Raw genomic sequence first — 20,609 nt, 5'->3', positions numbered from 1 at the left:
GGCTCGTCAGCGCGCGGGCGTGACGTCGCCGCTGCGGCGGTAGACCGCGACGACTTCATCCTTGTCGACCGGACGCCGCTCGCGTGCCACCAGCAGCCAGCCGGCTGGCGCGGGGGCCCGGCGGTTGACGGTCTCGGTCAGCAGCAGGAATTCGCAGCGCGTCGCGTCGCCCGGCGTGTTGCCTTCGACGCGGTAGTCGCCGAAGTATTCGAGCGCTGCGATCTGTGCTCGCGACATGCCGGGTGCAGCGATGCAGGCGTCGCGCGGCACGTGCTGCGTGATGCGCACGATGAGCGGCCGGTAGCTGCGCGCGTAGTCGAAGAGCGGCAGTCCGAGCGACATCACGAGCATCCAGCACACGGCCACGCCGCTGGCCGGCAACACCATGCTTTTCCACAGCGGGTGGCGGTTGCGCCCGGTGCGCCATTGCACCAGCCAGAGCCAGGCGAGGGTGCCCAGCACCGCCACGGTGAGCGCGATGCCGGAGAACTTCGGGACGAAGCCCGGAGCGAGCTTCATCACGTTGGCCGCGGGCTTGGCCGGGAATCCGGTGTAGACCGAGGCGTAGATCACCCAGATCGCGATCACCCAGGCGGTGAAGAAGAACACCGAGAACCAGTCGATTGCCGAAGACGTGCCGCGGTGCAATGTGGGAAGGGCAAATGCGGCCAGCACGGCGAGCGCCGGCAGGGCAAGCATCAGGGCACGGTCGGATCCACTCATCGCGACGCATGCCACGAGGCCGACCAAGGCGCTGCCCAGGGGCACGGCAATGTGCCGGTGCAGGAGGTGAGAGCGCCAGCGCCAAAGCGTCCAGAGCGCCAGGGGCCACGCGGGCCAGGTGAACCACGCGAGCAGCCTTGCCACGCTGAACAGCTGGGCGGGTTGCGTATAGCCGGTCGCACGCCAGGCCCAGGCCTGCAGCGACACCGCCACGACGGCCGCGAGCGCAGCCGACACCACGATCCAGCCCGTGAAGCGGCGAGCCGGTGCGTAGCTCGAGTACCAGCAGGCCAGCGCGCCGGCGGCGGCCAGCATCATCGCGATGCTGGGCGCGCCGCTGCCGGCCAGCACCGGCAACGCAACGAGCGCTGCCACGCGGCTTTGCCAGGGTCTGAAGGGGCAGGCGGCGAGTGCGTAGAGGAAGAGGGCGACGCTGGCGAGTTGCGCCAGCTCAGGCGTGGTCTCGTGCCCCAGCTGCAGCAGGCCCAGGCACGCGATCAGCGCCAGCAGGGCACCGTCTGCAATGGCGCGGGCGTAGTCCACCGGGCTTGCTTCGCCGCCGAAGGCGAAGGGCACCGGCTGGGCCGCATCGGTGCGCGCGAGGTGGTAGGTGCTGTACCAGGTCCACAAGAAGGTGAGCCCGAGCAGGATGGCAAACGGCACGCGGGCCGCAAGTTCCGGGGCCACGAGGCCGCCCGACAGCTTGATGAACAGCGCCCCCAGCCAATAGGGCAGCAGGGCGGCGTCGGCCGGCAGCCCTCCGACCATCGGCGTGAGCCAACTGGTGTGGCCCTGTGCAATGTTGACCATGTAGCCGAATGCGGAAATGTCGGCGCTCTTCCACGGGTCCCGGCCGAAGACGCCGGGCAGCAGGTAGGCGGCACACAACAGGATCAGCGCCACTCGGGGGAGGCGGCTGGCGGCGCGTTCGGTGACGAGGGCGGGCTTGGGTGTGTTCAAGCTGGAGTTCTGTGGGGCGTTGCGTCAGCAGGCAGACGGCGATGATGCAGCAACTTCGGCACGCCTCCGCCGAGGGCAACAAAAAAGGCAGCCGAGGCTGCCTTTTGGTGTCGCACTGTCGAGCGATTACTTCTTGAGGTGCGCAAACTTGTTGCGGAACTTCTCGACGCGGCCGCCGAGGGAGTCGACGCTCTTTTGCGTGCCGGTGTAGAAGGGGTGCGATTCGCTGGTCGTTTCGAGCTTGAACAGCGGCACTTCACGGCCGTCGTCGAGCTTGATGGTTTCCTTGGTCTGAGCGCACGAGCGCGTCACGAACTTGAAACCGTTGGACAGGTCGACGAAGCAGACGTCGCGGTAGTTCGGGTGAATGCCTTCTTTCATGGGAGCCTCTTCGCGTAAGGGTCGGGAGCCACGCCGAACCGCTCGGCGCACTTTCCGGATGGCGGAAAACCCGTGATTATGCCACGCAGCTCAACCGCCGCGTCGCATCATGTCGAAGAAATCGAGGTTGTTCTTCGTGGATTTCATCTTGTCGAGGATGAATTCCATCGCTTCGATCTCGTCCATCGGGTAGAGCAACTTCCGCAGGATCCACGTCTTCTGCAGGATCTCGGGCTTGAGCAGCAACTCCTCGCGCCGCGTACCGCTCTTGTTCAGGAGGATCGACGGGTAGACCCGCTTCTCGGCCATGCGGCGATCCAGGTGGATTTCGCAGTTGCCGGTGCCCTTGAACTCTTCGTAGATGACTTCGTCCATGCGGCTGCCGGTGTCGACCAGCGCGGTGCCGATGATGGTGAGCGAGCCGCCTTCCTCGATGTTGCGCGCGGCGCCGAAGAAGCGCTTCGGGCGCTGCAGCGCATTGGCGTCGACGCCGCCGGTCAGCACCTTGCCGGACGAGGGCAGCACGTTGTTGTAGGCACGGGCGAGGCGGGTGATCGAGTCCAGAAGAATGACCACGTCCTTCTTCATTTCGACCAGGCGCTTGGCGCGTTCGATCACCATTTCGGCCACCTGCACGTGGCGGGCGGCGGGCTCGTCGAAAGTGGAACTGATGACTTCGCCGCGCACGGTGCGCTGCATTTCGGTCACTTCTTCCGGGCGCTCGTCGACGAGCAGCACGATGAGGTAGACGTCGGGGTGGTTGGCGACGATCGCGTGCGCCAGGTGCTGCATCATCACCGTCTTGCCGCTCTTGGGCGGCGCGACCAGCAGCGCGCGCTGGCCTTTGCCGAGCGGGGCGATGAGGTCGATGATGCGGCTGGTGATGTTCTCGTCGCCCTTGATCTCACGCTCGAGCTTGAACGCCTCCTTCGGGAAGAGCGGCGTCAGGTTCTCGAACATGATCTTGTGCTTGCTCTCCTCGGGCGTCACGCCGTTCACGCGGTCGACCTTCACCAGCGCGAAGTAACGCTCGCCGTCCTTGGGCACGCGCACTTCGCCTTCGATCATGTCGCCGGTGTGCAGGTTGAAGCGGCGGATCTGGCTGGGCGAGAGGTAGATGTCGTCGGTCGACGCCATGTAGCTCGCATCGGGCGCGCGCAGGAAGCCGAAGCCATCGGGAAGCACTTCCAGCACGCCGTCACCGAACACCTGCTCACCGGCCTTCGCGCGCTTCTTCATGATCGCGAACATCAGCTCCTGCTTGCGCAGGCGCGAGACGTTCTCGATCTCCAGTTCCTCGCCCATCTTGATGAGCGCGGAGACGTGGAGGGCTTTCAGTTCGGAGAGGTGCATGGGCGATGACCCTGGTGAGAACGCCGATGGGCTGTAGGCCGGCGTTGCGCCTGACGCACTGCGATGGCTACCGCAATGGAAACGCTTGCAATGAACGCTCTCTTCGATGAGCGTTGCGGGACTTTGGAGTTTGGGGCCGAACCGACGCGCCGTATGCGGGCGTGGTGGCTTGAGTCTTCAGGCGGTGACGCGGTGCGGGCTTGGAACCTGCAGACCGCGCCAACGCGATAGCGGAATTATAGATGACCGTCGAGGAACGCCGTCAACTGGGCTTTCGACAAGGCGCCCACCTTGGTCGCGGCCAGCTGGCCGCCCTTGAAAAGCATCAGCGTCGGGATGCCACGGATGCCGAACTTCGCGGGCACGTCGCGGTTCTCGTCGACATTCATCTTCGCGATTTGCAGGCGACCGTCGTAATCCTTGGAGACTTCGTCGAGAATCGGCGCGATCATCTTGCAAGGGCCGCACCATTCAGCCCAGTAGTCAACCAGCACCGGCTTGCTCGACTGGAGCACGTCGCTCTCGAACGATGCATCGGTGGTGTGTTTGATCAGTTCACTGCTCATTGTCCTGTCCTCGGCTGGGGCCGCTCGTCGCGAGCGGCAAGGCGGAATGATTCTGACACAAACCCCCTTTTGCCTCCCTCTGGTGCGGTCTCGACGTTTTTATGGCTGCGATAGCTCGGCTGGCTCTTGAAAACGGGGCCGGATGGGCCGACATCGCCGCGCGCATCCGCGAATGGGCGGCTGCGCGCGGGGTGGCCCTGCACGGGTTGGTGGTGCTGGTGCCGTTCGCACAGCAGCTCGGCCCGGCACGTGGGGCGTTCGCGAAGCAGGGTGGTTGGCAGCCGCGCGTCGAGACCACGCGCACGATGGCCGCGTCACTCGGCCCCGCGCCTCGAGGTGGCGAGGGCCAGCTCAGTTTCGATGCGGCCACCGACCGGCTTCAAGCGGCCCGCCTGCTGCGCGGTCAATCGTGGGTGCCACGCGACCCCCTGGCCTTCGACGACGCCGTGTCCGCGGTTGTGACGACCGCGCATGCCGTGCTCAAAGCCGCGGCTGCGGTCGAGCCTGCGGCGCGGGCAGACCATTGGCAGCATGGGCGCGAGCTGATTGCGCCGGTGGCCGGCGTGGGGGCGATTGAACGTGCACTGGCGCGGGTGGCACTGGAGTGGGCTGCTGCCGCATCGTCGCCGGCCACCGATGCGCTCTTCGCCTGGCGCCCTGGCGCCTGGGTGTTGGTGCAGTCCGGCGGCGAGGATGCGCTGGCGCGCAGCGTGATGGTCGCGATGCCCGACACGGTGCCATGCCTGTTGCTCGACGCCGATGCGCATGTTCATGAGACCTTGGCGCCATCGATCGTGACGGCCCGTTGCGAAGGCTTCGAGCACGAGGCCGTCTGCGCCGCGGCCCAGGTGCTGGAGCATCTGCGCCGCGGCCAGCTGCCGGTCGCGCTGGTCGCTCAAGACCGCCTGCTGATGCGCCGCGTACGCGCGCTGCTCGAACGCCACGGAGTCGGCCTGCAGGACGAGACCGGCTGGAAGCTCTCGACGACGCGCGCGGCGGCGCAGGTGATGGCCTTGCTGCGCGCTGCTGCGCCGCAGGCGTCGAGCGACCTCCTGCTCGACTGGCTCAAGACCGCCGCGTGGCCGCAAGCCGCGGTGGCGCAGATCGAGGCGGCCTGCCGTCGCGAGGGGTGGACGCAGCTGCGCGCCATCGACGCCAACCTTCTGCGCGGCCGGGCCGCCCCGCTCCTCGCCGAGGCGATGTTGGTGCTGCAAACCTTCGCCAGCGCTCGCCGCCAGACCTTGTCGGAGTGGCTGCGCATCCTGCGCGAGGGCTTGAACAGCAGCGCCGTGCTGGCGCCCATGCTGTCGGACGACGCCGGTGCACAGGTGCTGCAGACGCTTCACATCGAGGAGCCCACTGCCTGGTCGGCACAGGCGGCACAAACGTCACTGAGCCTGGCCGAGTTCAGCGCCTGGGTCGATGCCGCGCTCGAGGACGCCTCGTTCATCCCGCAAGCCGCTCCCGACGCGAGCGTGGTCGTCACGCCGCTTGCGCGCCTCACGCTGCGCCCCTTCGCGGCCGTGGTGTTCCCCGGGGCCGACGATCATCACCTGGGCGTCGACGCCGGCCCGCACCCCTTGCTGAACGAAGCCCAGGCCGAAGCGCTCGGCGTGCCCACCTCGCGGCAGCGCCGACAGGCCGAGGCGCTGGCGTTTGCACATGCGGTGAGTCGCGCGCCCGTCACCTTCTTCCATCGCCATGCCGACGGCGCGGAGCCGCTGGCGCCTAGCCCCTTGCTCGAACAACTCGGCCTGCGGCTGGCATCGGCAGGCCGCAAGCTGGAGCCGTGGGTCGACCCGCGACTCACCCTGCGGCTTGCACCCACGCCGGTCAAGATGCCGGCACCGTCGGCCGCGGCGCTGCTGCCGGCTCGGCTCTCGGCCAGCGCCTGCGAAGCGCTGCGGGCGTGCCCCTACCGCTTCCATGCGCTCTACCTGCTGCGCGTGCGCGAGGCCGAGGAACTCGACGACGAGGTCGAGCAGCGCGACTACGGCAACTGGCTGCACGACGTGCTGCTCAAGTTCCACACTCAGCGCGGCGAGCCCGCACCTGCGGAAGCCGAAGCGGCCCGCCTGCTGGCCATCGCTCAGGAAGAGAAGGTGCACAAAGGCCTGGACGACGCCGACTTCCTGCCGTTCGAGGCCGGCTTCATCGACCTCGTGCCGCGCTACATCGCCTGGCTGCACGAGCGCGATGCGCAAGGAGCCCTCTTCTGGCAGGGCGAGCAGGAGCGCGAGATCGCGCCGCCCGAATGGGAAGGCATCCACCTCTACGGCCGCATCGACCGCATGGACCAGGTGCGAGGCCCGGCGCTCGAGCTGATCGACTACAAGACCGGCAGCGCGGCGGGCCTGAAAGACAAATTGCGCCAGCCGCTGGAAGACACCCAGCTCGCGTTCTATGCCGCGCTGGTGCAGCCCGAGACCGAGCACCCGATCCGGGCGAGCTACCTGGCCCTTGGCCGCAAGATCGAATCGCTGCCGCACCCCGATGTCGAAGACAGTGCCAGCGCGCTTGTCACGGGTGTCGGCGCCGACCTCGCGCGCATCCGCCGCGGCGCTGGCCTGCCAGCGCTGGGTGAAGTGCCCACCTGCGACTTCTGCGACGCGCGCGGCCTGTGCCGGCGTGACCATTGGAGCGGCGCATGACGACGGCTGCCTACCGCGCCGACGGCCGCCTGATCGAGCGCGAAGCCTTTTACGCCATCGCCTGCAACCCCCAGCGCAGCGTGGTGGTCGAAGCGTGTGCCGGTGCCGGCAAGACCTGGATGCTCGTCTCGCGCATCCTGCGGGCGCTGCTCGAAGGGGCCCAGCCGCAGGAGATCCTCGCCATCACTTTCACCCGCAAGGCCGCGGGTGAAATGCGCGAGCGACTGCAGGAATGGCTGCGTGCGTTTTCCTCGCATGCGATGGACGACGAGAGTCGCATTCAGCAGCTCCAGTTGCGCGGCCTCGACGCCACGCAGGCCCGTGCGCTTGCACCGGCCCTCGGCCGCCTGCACGAAACGCTGCTCGCCGGTGGCCGCAGTGTCGAGATCCGCACCTTCCACGCCTGGTTCTCGCAACTCTTGCGCGCCGCGCCGCGCGATCTTCTCGCCGAACTCGGCCTCGCGCCCGGCATGACGCTGATGGAAGAGCTGGACGACCACCGCGCCGCCGTCTTCCGCCGTTTCCACGGAGCGGTGGCGGCCGATGCTGCCCTGAGGGCCGACCACGCCGCGCTGGTGCAGCGGCGCGGTCGCGACCAGCTGCGCAAGTGGCTGGAGGCCGCGCTCGACAAACGCGTCGAACTCGAACTGGCCGATGCCTCCGGCGTGCTCGAGGCCAGCATGCCGCCGCCCGATTGCGACGGCCACCCGTGTGAAGCGCTCAAGAGCGCCTCCTGGCGTGACACCCTGCTGGCCTTGGCGCAGGCACTGGGGCAGGGTGGGGCCAAGGCGCAGGCAGCGGCCAACGGTGTGATCGACGCGCTCGCGGCGTCGGACGGCGAGGCGCTGTTCCAGATCTTGTGGAAAGCGCTCTTCACCGACAAGGGCACCCCGCGCAAGCTGGGCGATCTGCCGCAGCTGGCGTCGGTCGCCGATGACCTGGAGCGTGTGCGCGCCCAGGTGCAGCAGCACGAAGCCCACCACGAGCACCTGCGGCTCGTGCGCCTCTCGCGCGTGCTGCTGCGCGAGCTGGCCGACTACAAGCGCACCCGTGGCCTCGCCGACATGGCAGACCTGGAGCGCTGTGCGCTCGCGCTGCTGCGCGATGCCAGCCTCTCCGGCTGGGTGCAGGAGCGGCTGGACATGCGCATCCGCCATGTGCTGATCGATGAATTCCAGGACACCAGCCCGTTGCAGTGGCACGCGCTGCACAGCTGGCTCTCGGCCTATGCCGGCGCGGGCGGTGGCGCGAGCGGGCAGCGCCCGCCGGGGGTCTTCATCGTGGGCGACCCCAAGCAGAGCATCTACCGATTCCGGCGCGCCGAGCCGCGTGTGTTCGGCGCGGCCCGAGAGTTCGTGACCGAAGGCCTGCACGGCAACTGGCTTGCCTGCGACCACACCCGCCGCAACGCGCCCGAGGTGCTCGGTGCGGTGAACCACGTCTTCGAGCAGGCCGAGCGCGAAGCGCGCTACGACGGCTTCCGCCCCCACACCACCGAACTCGCGCCGCTGGCCGGCGCGGGCGTCTACGCCTTGCCGCCGGTGCTGCGCGTGAAGCCCGTGAAGGGGCTGCCGGCGCCGCCATCGCTCTGGCGCGACAGCCTCTCCGTGCCGCGCCATGAGCCCGAAACCCAGCTGCGCGAGCAGGAGGCACGGCACGTGGCGCATGCCATCCAGGAGCTGCTGCACGGCGGCCACGCGCGAGCGGGTGAGGTGTTCGTGCTCTGCCGCAAGCGTGCGTCGCTGCGTCTCGTTGCGCACGAGCTGCAGGCCCTGCACCTGCCTCACGCGGCGGCCGAAGACCATGCGCTGATGGACGCCGCCGAGGTGCGCGACCTCGTGGCCGTGCTCGACGTGCTGGCCTCGCCCGAGCACCGCCTCTCGCTCGCCCACGCGTTGCGCAGCCCGCTCTTCGGCGCAAGCGACGACGACCTCGTGCAGCTCGCCCTCGCCGCGCGAGAGCACGGCGGCGACTGGTGGCCCGCGCTCGAACAGTCGCAAAGCCCGTCGCTCGCGCGCGCCGCACGCCTGCTCACGTCATGGCAGGGCGCCGCTGCCCAGCTGCCGCCGCACGACCTGCTCGACCGCATCGTCTTCGAAGGCGAGGTGCGCGAGCGTGTGGCCGCCGTCGTGCCGCCCGAGCAGCGCCTGGCCGCGCTCAACGCCATCGACGCGCTGCTGGCGCAGGCGCTCTCGCTCGACGGCGCGCGCTACGCCACCCCCTACAACTTCGTGCGCGCCCTGAAGCGCCGCCTGCTCAAGGCGGCCGCACCCGTGCAGCCCGATGCCGTGCAGCTGCTCACGGTGCACGGCGCCAAGGGCCTGGAGGCCAAGGTCGTGTTCGTGATGGATTCGCAGCCCGAAGCCGCCAAGCCCGACACCGCCACGCTGCTCGTCGACTGGCCCGTCGACGCCGACCGCCCACGCCGCTGCGCCTTCCTGTATTCCGAAGCGCAATGCCCGCCCTCGCTGCGCGAGCTGATGGCCGACGAGCTGAAAGCCCGCGAGCGCGAAGAGCTCAATGGCCTTTACGTCGCGATGACCCGTGCCCGCGAGCGCCTGGTGTTCAGCCGCACCGAGCCCCATCTCGCCGGTGCGTCGTGGTGGGCGCGCGTCGAGGCGCTGGCGCAGCCTTGGGTGCCCGCCGCGCCCGCCCAGGCCGTGTTCGACGAGGCCTCGCCCATCGAGCTGAAGGTGCTGCCCGCCGGCCCGCCTGGTTCGCGCCCGGTACCCGTCACGCTGCGCTCGCCCGACACGCCCGCCACCCGGCTCGGCCAGGCGGTGCACCGCGTGCTGGAGTGGGCCACCGGCCAGCCGGCCACTGTCGATCTGGCAGATCTGGCCGAAGCCGCGGCGGCCGAGTTCGGCGCGCCCGCCAGCGAGGTCGCGCGCATGGCCGGCGCGATCTGGGGCAACCCGCAGTGCCGGCGTTTCCTCGCCGGCCCGGGCCTGCTGTGGGCGGGCAACGAGGTGCCGATGGCCGATGGCGGCGAGGTGCTGCGGCTCGACCGTCTCGTGCAGCTCGAAGACGCGAACGGCCCCACCTGGTGGGTGCTCGACTACAAGCTTGCGCTTCGGCCTGGCGATCAGACCGAATACCGTGAACAAATGCTGCGCTACCGGCGGGCAGTCGCCGCAGTCGCGCAAGGCGCCCCGGTGCGCTGCGCGCTCGTCAATGGCCAGGGCGACGTGATCGAAGTCACATGACGCCGCGGCCGATGCCGCCGCAAGCCCTCGGGCAGGAATAGAGGCCTCTTTTCGCGCCTGATTCGCGTATTGGGTCACGCCCCCGGGCGCTCCAATCCGTGCAGGCGCGCCTTTTGCGCGCAAGCTGCCATGCGCTTTCATGCTTGAAACGGAACACGCTCCGCCGAAACCGAACCCCACCCGGGTGCTCGGTCGCTTCGAGCTGCGCCAGTTGCTGGGCAAGAGCGAGCGCACGATGGTCTGGCTCGTCCACGACCCCCGCTCGGCCCAGGAGCTGATGCTGACGCTGCCGCGGGTCCAGCCCGCGTCGAGCGCCGTGGCGGAACTCTGGCTGTCCGACGCGAAACACGCTGCGCGGCTCAACCACCCGAACCTCGCCCACGTGGTCGAGATCGGGGTGCAGGAACATTGGCCTTACATCGCTGTCGACCGGGCCCTGGGCGTGACGCTCGGCGAACGCCTGGCTGCCAACCCCAAGCTCACGGCGGAAGACGCGGTGAGCTGGGTCACCCAGGCGCTCGAAGGCCTGGCCTTCGCACACGAGGCCAGCCTCGCGCATGGCGACCTGCAACTCCACCAGATCCTCATCAGCGAGCAGGGCACCGTGCGGGTGATGGCGCTCGGCGCCGGCCTGCCCACGGCGGTGCTCGCCGAGCAGGCGGCCCATGAGCGCGCGATGCCGCTCGACCCGAACCGCCTGCGCCAGTCGCGCGAAGCGGCGGTGCGAGACGTGCTCACGATGGGCATCGTGCTCTACCACGTGCTGGCCGGTGCCCCGGCGCTCGAAGAGCCCGACACCAGCCGTGTCGTCGATCGCCTGCCTCCGCTGGGCCGCGAGTTCGTGCGCCTGCCCTGGAGCACGCCCCAGCCGATTCCCGAAGCGTTGCGCGCCATCGCCAACCGCGCCACCACGCACCAGGAGCGCCAGCGTTATCACAACGCCCGCACGCTGCTTGCCGCGCTCAACGGCTGGCGCGAGACCGCCGCACAAGACAGCGGCGCGCTCACTTTGTTGATCGACCGCCTGCGCACCGTGGGCCATCTTCCCGCCGCGCCCGGCGTGGGCGCGCGTGTGGCGCGCCTGGCCGTGGCCGAAGGCCAACGCACCGACGAGATGGCGGCCAACATCCTGCAGGACATGGGCCTCTCCTTCGAGCTGCTGCGCACCGTGAACTCGGCGCAGGTGCAGGGCACGCAGGTGTCGGGCAACGGCCCCGTGCTCACGCTGCGCCGCGCCATCGCCCTCGTGGGCCTGAAAGGGGTGCGGCAGGCCGCTGCGTCACTGCGGCCGTGGCCCGGCCCGCTGCCCGAGGCGCACGCCGCCACGATGCAGCGCCTGCTCGACCGGGTGCGCCTGGCCGGCCATGCTGCGCAAGCCTTGCGGCCGGCTGGCTACGACCCGGAGGTCGTCTACCTCATCACGGCGCTGCAGAACCTCGGGCGCCTGATGGTGCAGTACCACTTTCCAGATGAAGCGTCGCAGATTCGCGAACTCATGAAGAGCGCGCCCGCCGCCGAGCCGGGCGAGCCCGATCTGCCGGGCATGACCGAAGAGGCTGCCGCCTTTGCAGTACTCGGTGTCGACATCGAATCGCTCGGTGCCGCCGTGGCCAAGCACTGGGGCCTGCACGAAGACGTGCTCTACATGATCCGCCGCCTGCCCGTCCAGAAGCCGGTGCGTGTGGCCGACACCGACAGCGACATGCTGCGCGTGACCGCCAGCGCCGCCAACGAAGCGGTCGACGCCGTGACCGAGAACCCGCCGCAGCGCGTGGGTGCCGCGCTGCAGCAGGTGGTGCAGCGCTATGGCCGCGCCCTGTCGATCACGATGAAGGATCTGACCGAAGGCCTGCATGCCGCCCGCGGCACGCTGCAGCACGGGCCGACCGGCGTGGTGCCGCGCGCGCCGCGCCGCGAAGAGGCCGAACCGGGCGACCCCGGCACCACCGACTTCTCGGCGCTGCTCGCGTCGCGCAAACGCTGATGGCCGCCATACCCGCTGCTGCCGCCATCGAGACCCTGGGCCGCTTCGAGCTGCGTCGCAAGCTCGGGCAGGGCGCGCAGGCCACCGTGTGGCTGGCGTTCGACCCGCGCCTGGAGCGCGAGGTCGCCGTCAAGCTGATGCTGCCGGGCGCCGACGCCATCACGTCGAGCCAGTGGCTGCAGGAAGCGCGCAGCGTGAGCCGCCTCAACCACCCGCACATCGTGCCGGTGTTCGAGGGCGACATGCACCAGCAGCAGCCCTATCTCGTCTTCGAATACGTGCCGGGCCGCACGCTCGCGGCGCATTTGCGCGCACGCGGCGCGCTGCCGGTGCGCGAGGCGGTCGAGATGATGACGGGCGTGCTCGATGCGCTCGAAGTGGCGCACCAGGCCGGCGTGGTGCACCGCGACCTCAAACCCTCGAACATCCTCGTCGATGGCCAGGGGCGGGCGCGGGTGATGGACTTCGGCATCGCCGCGCGCATCCAGGACCCGTCGCACCAGCAGCAGGTGGTGGGCACGCCGGGCTACATGTCGCCCGAGGCGACGCACGGATTGAAACCTTCGCCGGGCATGGACGTGTTCTCCGCCGGCCTGTTGCTGGGCGAGATGCTGTCGGGCCGGCAACTGATTGCCGAGCGCGACCCGTACCGCGCGATGTACCGCGTGGCGCATGAAGACCTCGTGCTGCCCGAGAGCACGCCGGCGGATGTGGACGACCGGCTGCGCGCCATCGTGCTGCGCAGCCTGGCGCGTGACCCGTCCAAGCGCTTTGCGCGTGCGGTCGAGTTCGCCGATGCGCTGCGCGACTGGCTCGCCCCGGCACCCGGCGAGCAGCCGGCTGCGAGTGGCAACGGCACGCTCGACTTCCTGCTGCGCCGCATGCGGCACAAGAGTGACTTCCCGGCGCTGTCGAACTCGGTCGGTGCGATTCAGCGGGTGGCTAACTCGGAGAACGAGCGGCTGTCGAGCCTGTCGGGCGAGATCCTGAAAGACGTGGCGCTGACCAACAAGCTGCTGCGCATGGTCAACACCGCGAGCTTCCGCCATGCCGGCGGTGGCACGGTGAGCACGGTGTCGCGCGCGGTGGCGTTGGTGGGCTTTGCGGGCATCCGCAACATGGCGCTGAGCCTCGTGCTGCTGGAGCACATGAACGACAAGGCGCATGCAACGCAGTTGAAGGAAGAGTTCCTGCGTTCGCTGATGGCGGGCGCGCTCGCCAACGAGCTGTGCGGCGCGCAGCGAGAAGGTGAAGAAGCCTTCATCGGCGCGATCTACCAGGGCCTCGGCCGGCTGCTGACGGAGTTCTACTTTCCAGAAGAAGCCCGCCAGGTGCGAAGCCTCGTCGCGGCATCGACCAAGAAGGCGTCGACCAGCACACGAACGCACAACGCCGAAGAGGCCGCGTCGATCACCGTACTCGGCCTGAGCTTCGAGGAACTCGGCCTCGGCATTGCGCGCAGCTGGGGCCTGCCCGACAACCTGCAGCGTTGCATGCGCCGCCCGGCGATCGACCCGCCCGCACGTGCCTGTGACAAGGCCGAGCGTGTGCAATGGATCGCCACCGTCGCCAACGACTTGACCGATGCGCTCCTGAAGGCCGAACCCGGCCAGGCCAGCGCCGCCATCGCGACCGTGGCCGAGCGCTACGGCAAGGTGCTGGGGCTGGGCGTGCGCGACGTGCAGGCCGCGTCGGTGGTCGCACAGCAGCGGCTCGTGGAGCTGGCGCATGCGATGAACCTGCAGGCCCAGCCCGGCTCGCCGATGCGCCGCCTGCTCGAGCACCCCGGCAACGGCACGGCGGAAGCGATCCAGCACGACAGCCTCACCGAGCATGCGCTGCAGGCCACCATCCCGGTCGAGTCGGCGCAGATGCCGTTCGACCATCAGGCCGCGATCAACATGCTGGCCGCGGGCATCCAGGACATCACCAACACGATGGTCGAGGACTTCAAGCTCAACGAGGTGTTGCGCATGATCCTCGAGACCATGCTGCGCGCGCTCGGCTTCCGGCGTGTCGTCTTCTGCCTGCGCGATGCGAAGTGCGACGCGCTCACCGGCCGCTTCGGCCTCGGCGAAGGCGTGGAGCAGGTGGCCTTGAAGTTCAAGGTGCCGCTCAAGACGCCGCCCGGCGCACCCGTCGATCTCTTCGGTGCGGTGTGCCTGAAGGGCGCCGACACGCTGATTGCCGATGCGACGCTGCCGCAGATCGCAGGCCGCCTGCCCGCCTGGTACAAGCAGGGCGTGAATGCACCTGCGTTTCTGCTGCTGCCCTTGCTGATGAAGGGCGCGCCCTTCGCGCTCATCTACGCCGACAAGGCGCGGCCCGGTGCGATCGAGCTGGGCGAGAAGGAACTCTCGCTTCTGCGCACGCTGCGCAACCAGGCCGTGATGGCCTTCAAGCAGGCCGGCTGAACCTCGCCGAATGCCCGATGTGTCGGGCTTCACGAATGAGTGGTACGCCTGCGGGGGCGCGATGCTAACGCTTGTGATACCTGTCACGCTTGTGACTCGGCTCTCGCGCAACAAGGTACTCACCCCCTTGTATGAACTTGTTTCGCGGTGGCAGGATCGCCCCCGTCTAGTCCCAAACAAAGGCATACAAAATGGCTCACCCTCAATGGACCCGTCGTCATGCGCTGCGTGCTGTCGCTTCCGCCAGCGCTCTCGCATCCACGCCCCTGTGGGCACAAGACAAGGAGGCCGCTGGAGGTTCCAACGAAATCCGCATCGGCCAGAGTGCGCACCTGACCGGCCCGCTGGCGCCGTCGTTCGTGCCCGTGCTCAAGGGCCAGGACCTGGCCATCGAGGAAGTCAACCGCAAGGGCGGCATCAACGGCCGCCCGCTGAAGCTCATCACGCTCGACGACGCGTATGACGCGAAGAAGTGCGTCGAGAACGTCAACACCCTGCTCGACAAGGACAAGGTCGTCGCGCTGTACGGCCTGGCCAGCACGCCCAACGTGGGCGCGATCCTGCCCATCCTGGCCGAGAAGAAAGTGCCGCTGGTCTGCGTGTACACCGGTTCGCCGGTGCTGCGCGCCAAGCACCACCCGTATTTCTTCACCACGATGGCGAGCTACCGCGACGAGGTGGCCCAGATGGTGCGCAATCTCGTCACGCTGCAGAAGTCGCAGATCGGCCTCGTGTACCAGAACGCGGCGTTCGGCCAGCTGATGAAGCCGGTGGTGGAAGAAGTGGCCAAGGAGCTCGGCGCCACGCTCGTGGTGCAGTCGCCGCTCGAAGCCAATGGCAGCGATGCCGTGGCTTGCGCGCAGTCGCTCGCCGCAGCCCGCCCGCAGGCGATCATCTTCATGGCCTTCGGCCCGTCGATGGTGGCGTTCGTGAAGGCAGCCCGCGCGCATGTCGGTGTACCGATCTATGCCGTGTCGATCGCGAACTCACCGCAGATCCTCAAGGCGCTGGGCGATGACGCCCGCGGCCTCGCGTTCACGCAGACCGTGCCGTACCCGTTCCGCCAGACCACGCCGCTGACGCGCGACCTTGCCGCGGCGCTGTCACGCGAGAAGCTGGAGCCGGCCTACGACTACATGTTCGGCTACCTGAACATGCGCATCCTGATCGAAGGCATCCGCCGTGGCGGCAAGCAGATCAACTCGCAGAGCATCGTGCGCGGCATGGAGAGCATGACCAAGGTCGACCTGGGCGGCTACCCGCTGGCCTACGGGCCGAACAAGCATCACGGCTCGAACTTCGTCGAAATCACCATCGTGGGCCCAGGCGGCCGCTGGATGCGCTGAGCTCGGATTGGTTCCGTTGAACGGCAGGCTTCGGCCTGCCGTTTTTCTTTGGTCGGACGCTTCCTACTCACTGCGCCTGCGCGCTCCGACCCTGGGCTGCGCACCCCGCTGGTGGTGATGCAGCCAGCGGCCGCCTATCGTTGCATTCGCGTTTCACTCCATCAGGAGAACAGACATGAACGATCAGGACAAGCAGTCGCGCAGCGGCCAGGTTCAAGGCGAAGGCGACTATGAGGCCGCGCGCCGCTACGACAAGTCGGCCCGCGACTTCGCGCAATCCGGCAAGGTCAAGCCGGCGGCGGACCAATCGGCACCGCACAACGAGCGCGAGGCGGAAGAGATGGAGCGCGCGGAAGAGATCGGCAAATCGCGCGCCAAGGGCGAAGACCCGCAGGTGAAGCGATGAGCGAGAAGCGCCAGGGGCTCACCAAGCCGCAGCAAGGCGACACCGACGCTGCATCGTCCAAGACGGTGCCGCGCATGCCGCATGAGCGCGACGAGTCCTCCGACAGCCACGACGATGGCGAGCCGCGCCCTCTCATGAAGAAAGCGCACGACGACGTGACCAAGGGTCGCGTCGACACCGACCGCGGCACGCCGATGAACGAGACCTACCAGCGCCAGAAAGAAGCGCCCCAGAAGAAGACATGATCCCGCCGAAGAATCTGAACCACGATCACATCGCTCGCTACCTGGTGCTGCTCAACCAGGATGACGCCACCCGCGCCTTGCTGTTCGCAGGAGACCACCGCTACCTCGCCGAAGTCATCGACGACGACGGGCTGGTGGTCGACAACCTCATGAAAGCGGGGACCTTGTGCGTGGCCCCTCGCGAGGTGGCCGAACAGGCCGGCTCGGATGAGCCGAAGCTGCTGTGCTTCGCGCTGGATGCTTGAGTTCGATGCGTGAAGCGAGGATGGGAGGGTGACGAGCCTTACCCCCGGCACTGGTTGCAACGCTTAGGGCTGCTTGGTTCCCCACCTGACCCGGTTGGGCGCGCTCCCATGCGGGGAGGCCCGTCGCCGCGGATTGTAGGTGACGCCACGCAGCCGACCCGGCCGCAGGGCCGCGTTTTTGTCAGCGCAGTTGCAGCGCGTCGTCGCCGAACTCGATGTTGAGTGGCTCGATGACGAGTTTTTTCGGGCCGGCTTCCACGCGGCCCGCGACGATCGCCTTCACGCCTTGCGCTTCAGCGACGGCCACGGTGCGCTCGGCGTCTTCCGCCTTCACGAAGAGCGCAAAACCCGCGCCCATGTTGAGCGTGCTGTAGGCCTCTTGATCGTCCTGCTTGGCGTGTTGCTGGATGAACTTGAGCACCGGCGTCACCGCGGGCACGGTGTGGATGCGGTAGGTGTGCGTGGCGGGGTGGCGCAGCAGCTTGCGCCAGCCGTGGCCGGTGATGTTGGCGCAGTAGTGCGGTGTGATGCCGGCCTTGTAAAGCGCTTCGGTCACCGGCGAATACAGCACCGTGGGCGCGAGCAACGCCTCGCCATAGGTGAGACCCGGCTGCACTTCGGTGAGGTAGCCCTGCGGCAGGCGCTCGACGAGCTTGCGCGCGAGGCTCAGGCCGTTGGCGTGGATGCCGCTCGAGGCGAGCAGCACGATCGCGTCGCCGGGGGCGAGCTTGTCGCCCACCGAGAGGCGCTCCTTGGGGTTGATGAGGCCGGTGCAACTCGCAGCGAGGTCGATGCGGCCATCGGCCACGATGCCAGCGAGCGCCGGTGTTTCACCGCCGCCCCAGGCCACCTGGCAGGTGTCGCAGGCGCGCTTCCAGCCGTCGACGAGGGCCTTGGCGCGTTGGGCGTCCGAGAACCAGTCGGAGCCGCCGGCCGCCCAGTAGGCCTGCACCACGAGCGGCGTGGCGCCCACGGTGATGAGGTCGTTGATCGCCATCGCGATGGTGTCTTGCGCGATGCCGTCGTAGTAGCTCTTGCCGGTGAGGGCCTTCATCTCGTCGGCCACGAGCGCCTTGGAGCCCAGGCATTCGACGATCGATGCGATGTAGAACGGCCCCACGTCGACCACATACGCCGATTCGCCGCGCGAGGCTTCGACTTCCGTGAACCCGTGCCCGGCCAGATGGGCGCCCGTGGCCTTGGCGGCGCGTTGCGCGGCGACCTTCAGCGGGTCGATCAGGTCGTAGTTGACGCCGGCTTGTTCATAGCTGAGCGTGTCTTGGGCGGGCGTGGAGGTCATCGGTCGGGCTTGGCAGGCTGATGGGCAAGAGAAGGCAGGATTATCCCGGATCACCCAGGACTGGCTTATTAGAATGGCCCGATGTCCTACCTCGTCCTCGCCCGCAAATACCGCTCCCGCGACTTCGAGGCGCTGGTGGGCCAGGAGCATGTGGTCCAGGCGCTGAGCAACGCGCTCACGCAGCAGCGCCTGCACCACGCCTATCTCTTCACCGGCACGCGCGGCGTGGGCAAGACGTCGGTCTCGCGCATCCTTGCCAAGGCGCTCAACTGCGTCGGCGCTGATGGGCAGGGCGGCATCACCGCCCACCCGTGCGGCGTGTGCAACGCCTGCCGAGACATCGACGCCGGCCGCTTCGTCGACTACGTCGAGCTCGATGCGGCGTCGAACCGCGGTGTCGAAGAAATCTCCCTCCTGCTCGATCAGGCCGTCTACAAGCCGGTGGTGGGGCGCTTCAAGGTCTACCTGATCGACGAAGTGCACATGCTGTCGAACACCGCGTTCAACGCGATGCTCAAGACGCTGGAAGAGCCGCCCGACTACCTGAAGTTCGTTCTCGCGACGACCGACCCGCAGAAGGTGCCGCCCACGGTGCTGTCGCGCTGCCTGCAGTTCAACCTGCGCCCGATGGCGCCGCAGACGGTGCAGGAGCACCTGGCCAAGGTGCTCGCCGCCGAAAGCATCGAGGCCGAGCCCGGCGCCTTGCGCCTCTTGGCCAAGGCTGCGCGTGGCTCGATGCGCGATGCCTTGTCGTTGACCGACCAGGCCATCGCCTTCGGTGCCGGCACGCTGAGCGAGGCGGGGGTCCGCCAGATGCTGGGAGCGGTCGACCGCAGCCACGCGGTGCGACTGGTGGAAGCACTGGCCGCGGGGCAGGGCGCCGAGGTGGTGGCCGCGGTGGATGGCTTGCGCGGCCTGGGCCTGTCGGCGACAGGCACCCTCGAAGAAATGGCGGCGCTGCTGCAGCAGATGGCAGTGGTGCAGGCGGTGCCGGATGCCGTCGACGAGAACGACCCTGACAGCCCGACCGCGGCGCGCCTGGCTGGGCTCCTGGCGCCCGACGAAACGCAGTTTCTTTACAGCATCGTGCTGCATGGTCGCGCCGAGCTGGCGCTGGCCCCCGATGAATACAGCGGCCTGGTGATGGTGCTGCTGCGCATGCTGGCCTTCCGGCCCGGCGCCGCGGGAACGTCGCCGCAGCGTGCGGCGCCGGCGCCCGTCAGCCGGCCTGCACCTGCCTCGGCCCCGGTCGCGAGCAAGCCGCCGGTGGCGGCGGCTCCCGCGGCGCCTGCCGCACGCGCTGCCGTGGTGGCACCGCCGCCCGTGGCCCGCGCAAGCGTGGTGTCTGCACCGGCACCCACACCGGCCGCGAGCCGCGAGCCGCCGCCTTGGCTCGACGAGGTGCCGGACGAAGATGAGTCGGCTGCTCCACATGTCGAGGTGCGCGAGCCGCCAAAGCCGTTTGCCGTGTCGCCGCCTGCATTCGAGCCCACGCCGCTGGGTGACCGCTGGGCCGAGGTGGTGGCGCAGATGGTCGAGGCCGGCAGCATCGGTGCGCTGGTGCGTGAATTGGCGATGCAGTCGCAGTGCCTGGCCGCAGGCGAGGGTGGCGTCTGGCGTTTGCGTGTGGAGCGCGAGACGCTGCGCGCGCCAGCCCAGCGCGACAAGCTCCAGGCTGCCTTGGGCACGCTGCTCGGGCAGCCCGTGCAGCTCGAGGTCGAAGCCGGTGCTGCCACCGACACCCCGGCGCAGCGGGCGGCGGTCGAGCGCACACGCCGACAGAACGAAGCCGAACAGATCATCCACAACGACCCGCTGGTGCAGGCCTTGATGAAGCAATTCAAGACGGCACGCATCGTGCCCGGCTCCGTGAAGCCGCACTGAACCCCGAACCCAGGAGAACGCTCATGATGAAGAACCAACTCGCCGGCCTGATGAAGCAGGCCCAGGCGATGCAGGACAACCTCAAGAAGGCTCAGGAAGAGCTGGCCAATCTCGAGGTCGAAGGCCAGTCGGGTGCCGGCTTGGTGAAGATCACGATGACCTGCAAGCACGACGTGAAGCGTGTCGCCATCGACCCAAGCCTGCTGGCCGACGACAAGGACATGCTCGAAGACCTGGTCGCTGCAGCGTTCAACGACGCGGTGCGCCGCGCCGAGGCCGTGTCGCAGGAAAAGATGGGCAAGCTGACCGCCGGGATGCCGCTGCCCCCGGGCATGAAGTTCCCGTTCTGATCAGTGGCTGAGCCCGCGCTCGAAGGCCTGATCGAGGCCCTGCGCCGCCTGCCCGGCGTAGGGCAGAAGTCGGCGCAGCGCATGGCCTTCCACCTGCTGCAGCACGACCGCGAGGGCGCCCAGCGCATCGCGCACGCGTTGACGACAGCGGTGAACGACATCCGCCATTGCGAGCGCTGCCACACCTTCACCGAAGCGGCGATCTGCCGCACCTGCCTCGACGACACCCGCGACCAGCGCCTGCTCTGCGTGGTGGAGACACCCGCCGACCAGGCGGCGATGGAGCGCACCGGCAGCTATCGCGGCCTGTACTTCGTGCTGATGGGCCGGCTGAGCCCGCTCGACGGCATCGGCGTGCGCGACATCGGCCTGCAGCAGCTCGTGAGCCGGGCAGGCGATGGCAGCGTCGACGAAGTCATCGTCGCCACCAGCTTCACCGCCGAAGGCGAGGCCACGGCACACGTGATCGCCGAAGCCTTGAAGCTGCGCGGCGTGAAGGTCACACGCCTGGCGCGCGGCGTGCCGATCGGCAGCGAACTCGAATACGTGGACCTGGGCACGATCGCCCACGCCTTGGTCGACCGGCGCTGATCCC

At 68.5% G+C, this 20,609-nt stretch carries 16 protein-coding genes and 1 other RNA gene; 11 read left to right on the top strand and 6 right to left on the bottom strand.

The window, feature by feature from the left end; translation table 11 throughout:
* Positions 1-6 precede the first annotated feature (6 nt).
* The 4 genes from RXV79_RS15555 to trxA all read right to left on the bottom strand — a co-directional run bounded on the left by RXV79_RS15555 (position 7) and on the right by trxA (position 3,983).
* On the bottom strand, positions 7-1,683 hold the full coding sequence (locus RXV79_RS15555; RefSeq protein WP_316698753.1) for a hypothetical protein: 1,677 nt from the start codon (positions 1,681-1,683) through the stop codon (positions 7-9).
* 126 nt (positions 1,684-1,809) lie between these two features.
* The gene (locus tag RXV79_RS15550) at positions 1,810-2,064 is read right to left on the bottom strand and encodes a type B 50S ribosomal protein L31 (RefSeq protein WP_085751606.1); all 255 of its coding nucleotides are present in this window, start codon (positions 2,062-2,064) and stop codon (positions 1,810-1,812) included.
* Positions 2,065-2,154: 90 nt separating this feature from the next.
* On the bottom strand, positions 2,155-3,417 hold the full coding sequence (rho, locus tag RXV79_RS15545) for a transcription termination factor Rho (RefSeq protein WP_296717693.1): 1,263 nt from the start codon (positions 3,415-3,417) through the stop codon (positions 2,155-2,157).
* 236 nt (positions 3,418-3,653) lie between these two features.
* On the bottom strand, positions 3,654-3,983 hold the full coding sequence (gene trxA / locus RXV79_RS15540; RefSeq protein ID WP_201813348.1) for a thioredoxin TrxA: 330 nt from the start codon (positions 3,981-3,983) through the stop codon (positions 3,654-3,656).
* A gap of 101 nt (positions 3,984-4,084) precedes the next feature.
* Here trxA and RXV79_RS15535 point away from each other — a divergent pair, with 101 nt between their 5' ends.
* The 8 genes from RXV79_RS15535 to RXV79_RS15500 all read left to right on the top strand — a co-directional run bounded on the left by RXV79_RS15535 (position 4,085) and on the right by RXV79_RS15500 (position 16,480).
* On the top strand, positions 4,085-6,634 hold the full coding sequence (locus tag RXV79_RS15535; protein ID WP_316698749.1) for a PD-(D/E)XK nuclease family protein: 2,550 nt from the start codon (positions 4,085-4,087) through the stop codon (positions 6,632-6,634).
* Complete coding sequence (locus RXV79_RS15530; RefSeq protein WP_316698747.1) at positions 6,631-9,840, top strand: UvrD-helicase domain-containing protein; 3,210 nt, start codon at positions 6,631-6,633, stop codon at positions 9,838-9,840. Before RXV79_RS15535 ends, RXV79_RS15530 begins: the two co-directional genes overlap by 4 nt.
* A gap of 139 nt (positions 9,841-9,979) precedes the next feature.
* The gene (locus RXV79_RS15525; RefSeq protein WP_316698746.1) at positions 9,980-11,824 is read left to right on the top strand and encodes a serine/threonine protein kinase; all 1,845 of its coding nucleotides are present in this window, start codon (positions 9,980-9,982) and stop codon (positions 11,822-11,824) included.
* Positions 11,824-14,238: a protein kinase domain-containing protein gene (locus RXV79_RS15520; protein ID WP_316698745.1), complete on the top strand. Its 2,415-nt coding sequence runs from the start codon at positions 11,824-11,826 to the stop codon at positions 14,236-14,238. The genes RXV79_RS15525 and RXV79_RS15520 overlap by 1 nt, the downstream gene beginning before the upstream one ends.
* Positions 14,239-14,429: 191 nt before the next feature.
* Positions 14,430-15,584 carry an ABC transporter substrate-binding protein gene (locus tag RXV79_RS15515; protein ID WP_316698744.1) on the top strand — a complete coding sequence of 385 codons (1,155 nt, stop codon included), beginning with the start codon at positions 14,430-14,432 and terminating at the stop codon, positions 15,582-15,584.
* A 175-nt stretch (positions 15,585-15,759) separates the two neighbouring features.
* On the top strand, positions 15,760-15,990 hold the full coding sequence (locus RXV79_RS15510; RefSeq protein ID WP_316698742.1) for a hypothetical protein: 231 nt from the start codon (positions 15,760-15,762) through the stop codon (positions 15,988-15,990).
* A complete protein-coding gene (locus RXV79_RS15505) occupies positions 15,987-16,235 on the top strand; it encodes a hypothetical protein (RefSeq protein WP_316698741.1) in 249 nt (82 codons plus the stop codon). Before RXV79_RS15510 ends, RXV79_RS15505 begins: the two co-directional genes overlap by 4 nt.
* Positions 16,232-16,480 (top strand): hypothetical protein, encoded by a 249-nt coding sequence (locus tag RXV79_RS15500; protein ID WP_316698739.1) that lies wholly within the window; start codon positions 16,232-16,234, stop codon positions 16,478-16,480. The genes RXV79_RS15505 and RXV79_RS15500 overlap by 4 nt, the downstream gene beginning before the upstream one ends.
* A 27-nt stretch (positions 16,481-16,507) precedes the next feature.
* Here RXV79_RS15500 and ffs read toward each other — a convergent pair.
* Both ffs and RXV79_RS15490 read right to left on the bottom strand, forming a co-directional pair.
* Positions 16,508-16,605: signal recognition particle sRNA small type (gene ffs, locus RXV79_RS15495), an RNA gene on the bottom strand.
* Between the two features lie 56 nt (positions 16,606-16,661).
* Positions 16,662-17,780 carry an AIR synthase-related protein gene (locus RXV79_RS15490; protein ID WP_316698737.1) on the bottom strand — a complete coding sequence of 373 codons (1,119 nt, stop codon included), beginning with the start codon at positions 17,778-17,780 and terminating at the stop codon, positions 16,662-16,664.
* A gap of 81 nt (positions 17,781-17,861) precedes the next feature.
* On the opposite strand from RXV79_RS15490, the gene dnaX reads away from it, so the two are divergent.
* Genes dnaX through recR form a run of 3 tightly spaced genes read left to right on the top strand, consistent with a single transcriptional unit; the run spans position 17,862 to position 20,605 of the window.
* Positions 17,862-19,664 (top strand): DNA polymerase III subunit gamma/tau, encoded by a 1,803-nt coding sequence (gene dnaX / locus RXV79_RS15485; protein ID WP_316698736.1) that lies wholly within the window; start codon positions 17,862-17,864, stop codon positions 19,662-19,664.
* A 23-nt stretch (positions 19,665-19,687) separates the two neighbouring features.
* Positions 19,688-20,014 carry a YbaB/EbfC family nucleoid-associated protein gene (locus RXV79_RS15480; RefSeq protein ID WP_316698735.1) on the top strand — a complete coding sequence of 109 codons (327 nt, stop codon included), beginning with the start codon at positions 19,688-19,690 and terminating at the stop codon, positions 20,012-20,014.
* Positions 20,015-20,017: 3 nt separating this feature from the next.
* Positions 20,018-20,605 carry a recombination mediator RecR gene (gene recR / locus RXV79_RS15475; RefSeq protein ID WP_316698733.1) on the top strand — a complete coding sequence of 196 codons (588 nt, stop codon included), beginning with the start codon at positions 20,018-20,020 and terminating at the stop codon, positions 20,603-20,605.
* The last annotated feature ends 4 nt before the right edge of the window (positions 20,606-20,609 follow it).

It is taken from the genome of Piscinibacter gummiphilus (assembly GCF_032681285.1).
Lineage (GTDB): Bacteria > Pseudomonadota > Gammaproteobacteria > Burkholderiales > Burkholderiaceae_C > Rhizobacter > Rhizobacter gummiphilus_A.
The sequence above is the reverse complement of the archived record's forward strand: the minus strand, read 5'-3'. Positions and strand labels throughout refer to the sequence as shown.

Bases quoted from the DNA above. Each gene is read 5' to 3' on its own strand.
- trxA (WP_201813348.1), bottom strand. From the start codon at position 3,983: ATGAGCAGTGAACTGATCAAACACACCACCGATGCATCGTTCGAGAGC.
- RXV79_RS15480 (WP_316698735.1), top strand. From the start codon at position 19,688: ATGATGAAGAACCAACTCGCCGGCCTGATGAAGCAGGCCCAGGCGATG.
- RXV79_RS15520 (WP_316698745.1), top strand. From the start codon at position 11,824: ATGGCCGCCATACCCGCTGCTGCCGCCATCGAGACCCTGGGCCGCTTC.
- RXV79_RS15500 (WP_316698739.1), top strand. From the start codon at position 16,232: ATGATCCCGCCGAAGAATCTGAACCACGATCACATCGCTCGCTACCTG.
- RXV79_RS15550 (WP_085751606.1), bottom strand. From the start codon at position 2,064: ATGAAAGAAGGCATTCACCCGAACTACCGCGACGTCTGCTTCGTCGAC.
- RXV79_RS15535 (WP_316698749.1), top strand. From the start codon at position 4,085: ATGGCTGCGATAGCTCGGCTGGCTCTTGAAAACGGGGCCGGATGGGCC.
- RXV79_RS15505 (WP_316698741.1), top strand. From the start codon at position 15,987: ATGAGCGAGAAGCGCCAGGGGCTCACCAAGCCGCAGCAAGGCGACACC.
- RXV79_RS15490 (WP_316698737.1), bottom strand. From the start codon at position 17,780: ATGACCTCCACGCCCGCCCAAGACACGCTCAGCTATGAACAAGCCGGC.
- dnaX (WP_316698736.1), top strand. From the start codon at position 17,862: ATGTCCTACCTCGTCCTCGCCCGCAAATACCGCTCCCGCGACTTCGAG.
- RXV79_RS15525 (WP_316698746.1), top strand. From the start codon at position 9,980: ATGCTTGAAACGGAACACGCTCCGCCGAAACCGAACCCCACCCGGGTG.
- rho (WP_296717693.1), bottom strand. From the start codon at position 3,417: ATGCACCTCTCCGAACTGAAAGCCCTCCACGTCTCCGCGCTCATCAAG.
- RXV79_RS15515 (WP_316698744.1), top strand. From the start codon at position 14,430: ATGGCTCACCCTCAATGGACCCGTCGTCATGCGCTGCGTGCTGTCGCT.
- RXV79_RS15510 (WP_316698742.1), top strand. From the start codon at position 15,760: ATGAACGATCAGGACAAGCAGTCGCGCAGCGGCCAGGTTCAAGGCGAA.
- RXV79_RS15530 (WP_316698747.1), top strand. From the start codon at position 6,631: ATGACGACGGCTGCCTACCGCGCCGACGGCCGCCTGATCGAGCGCGAA.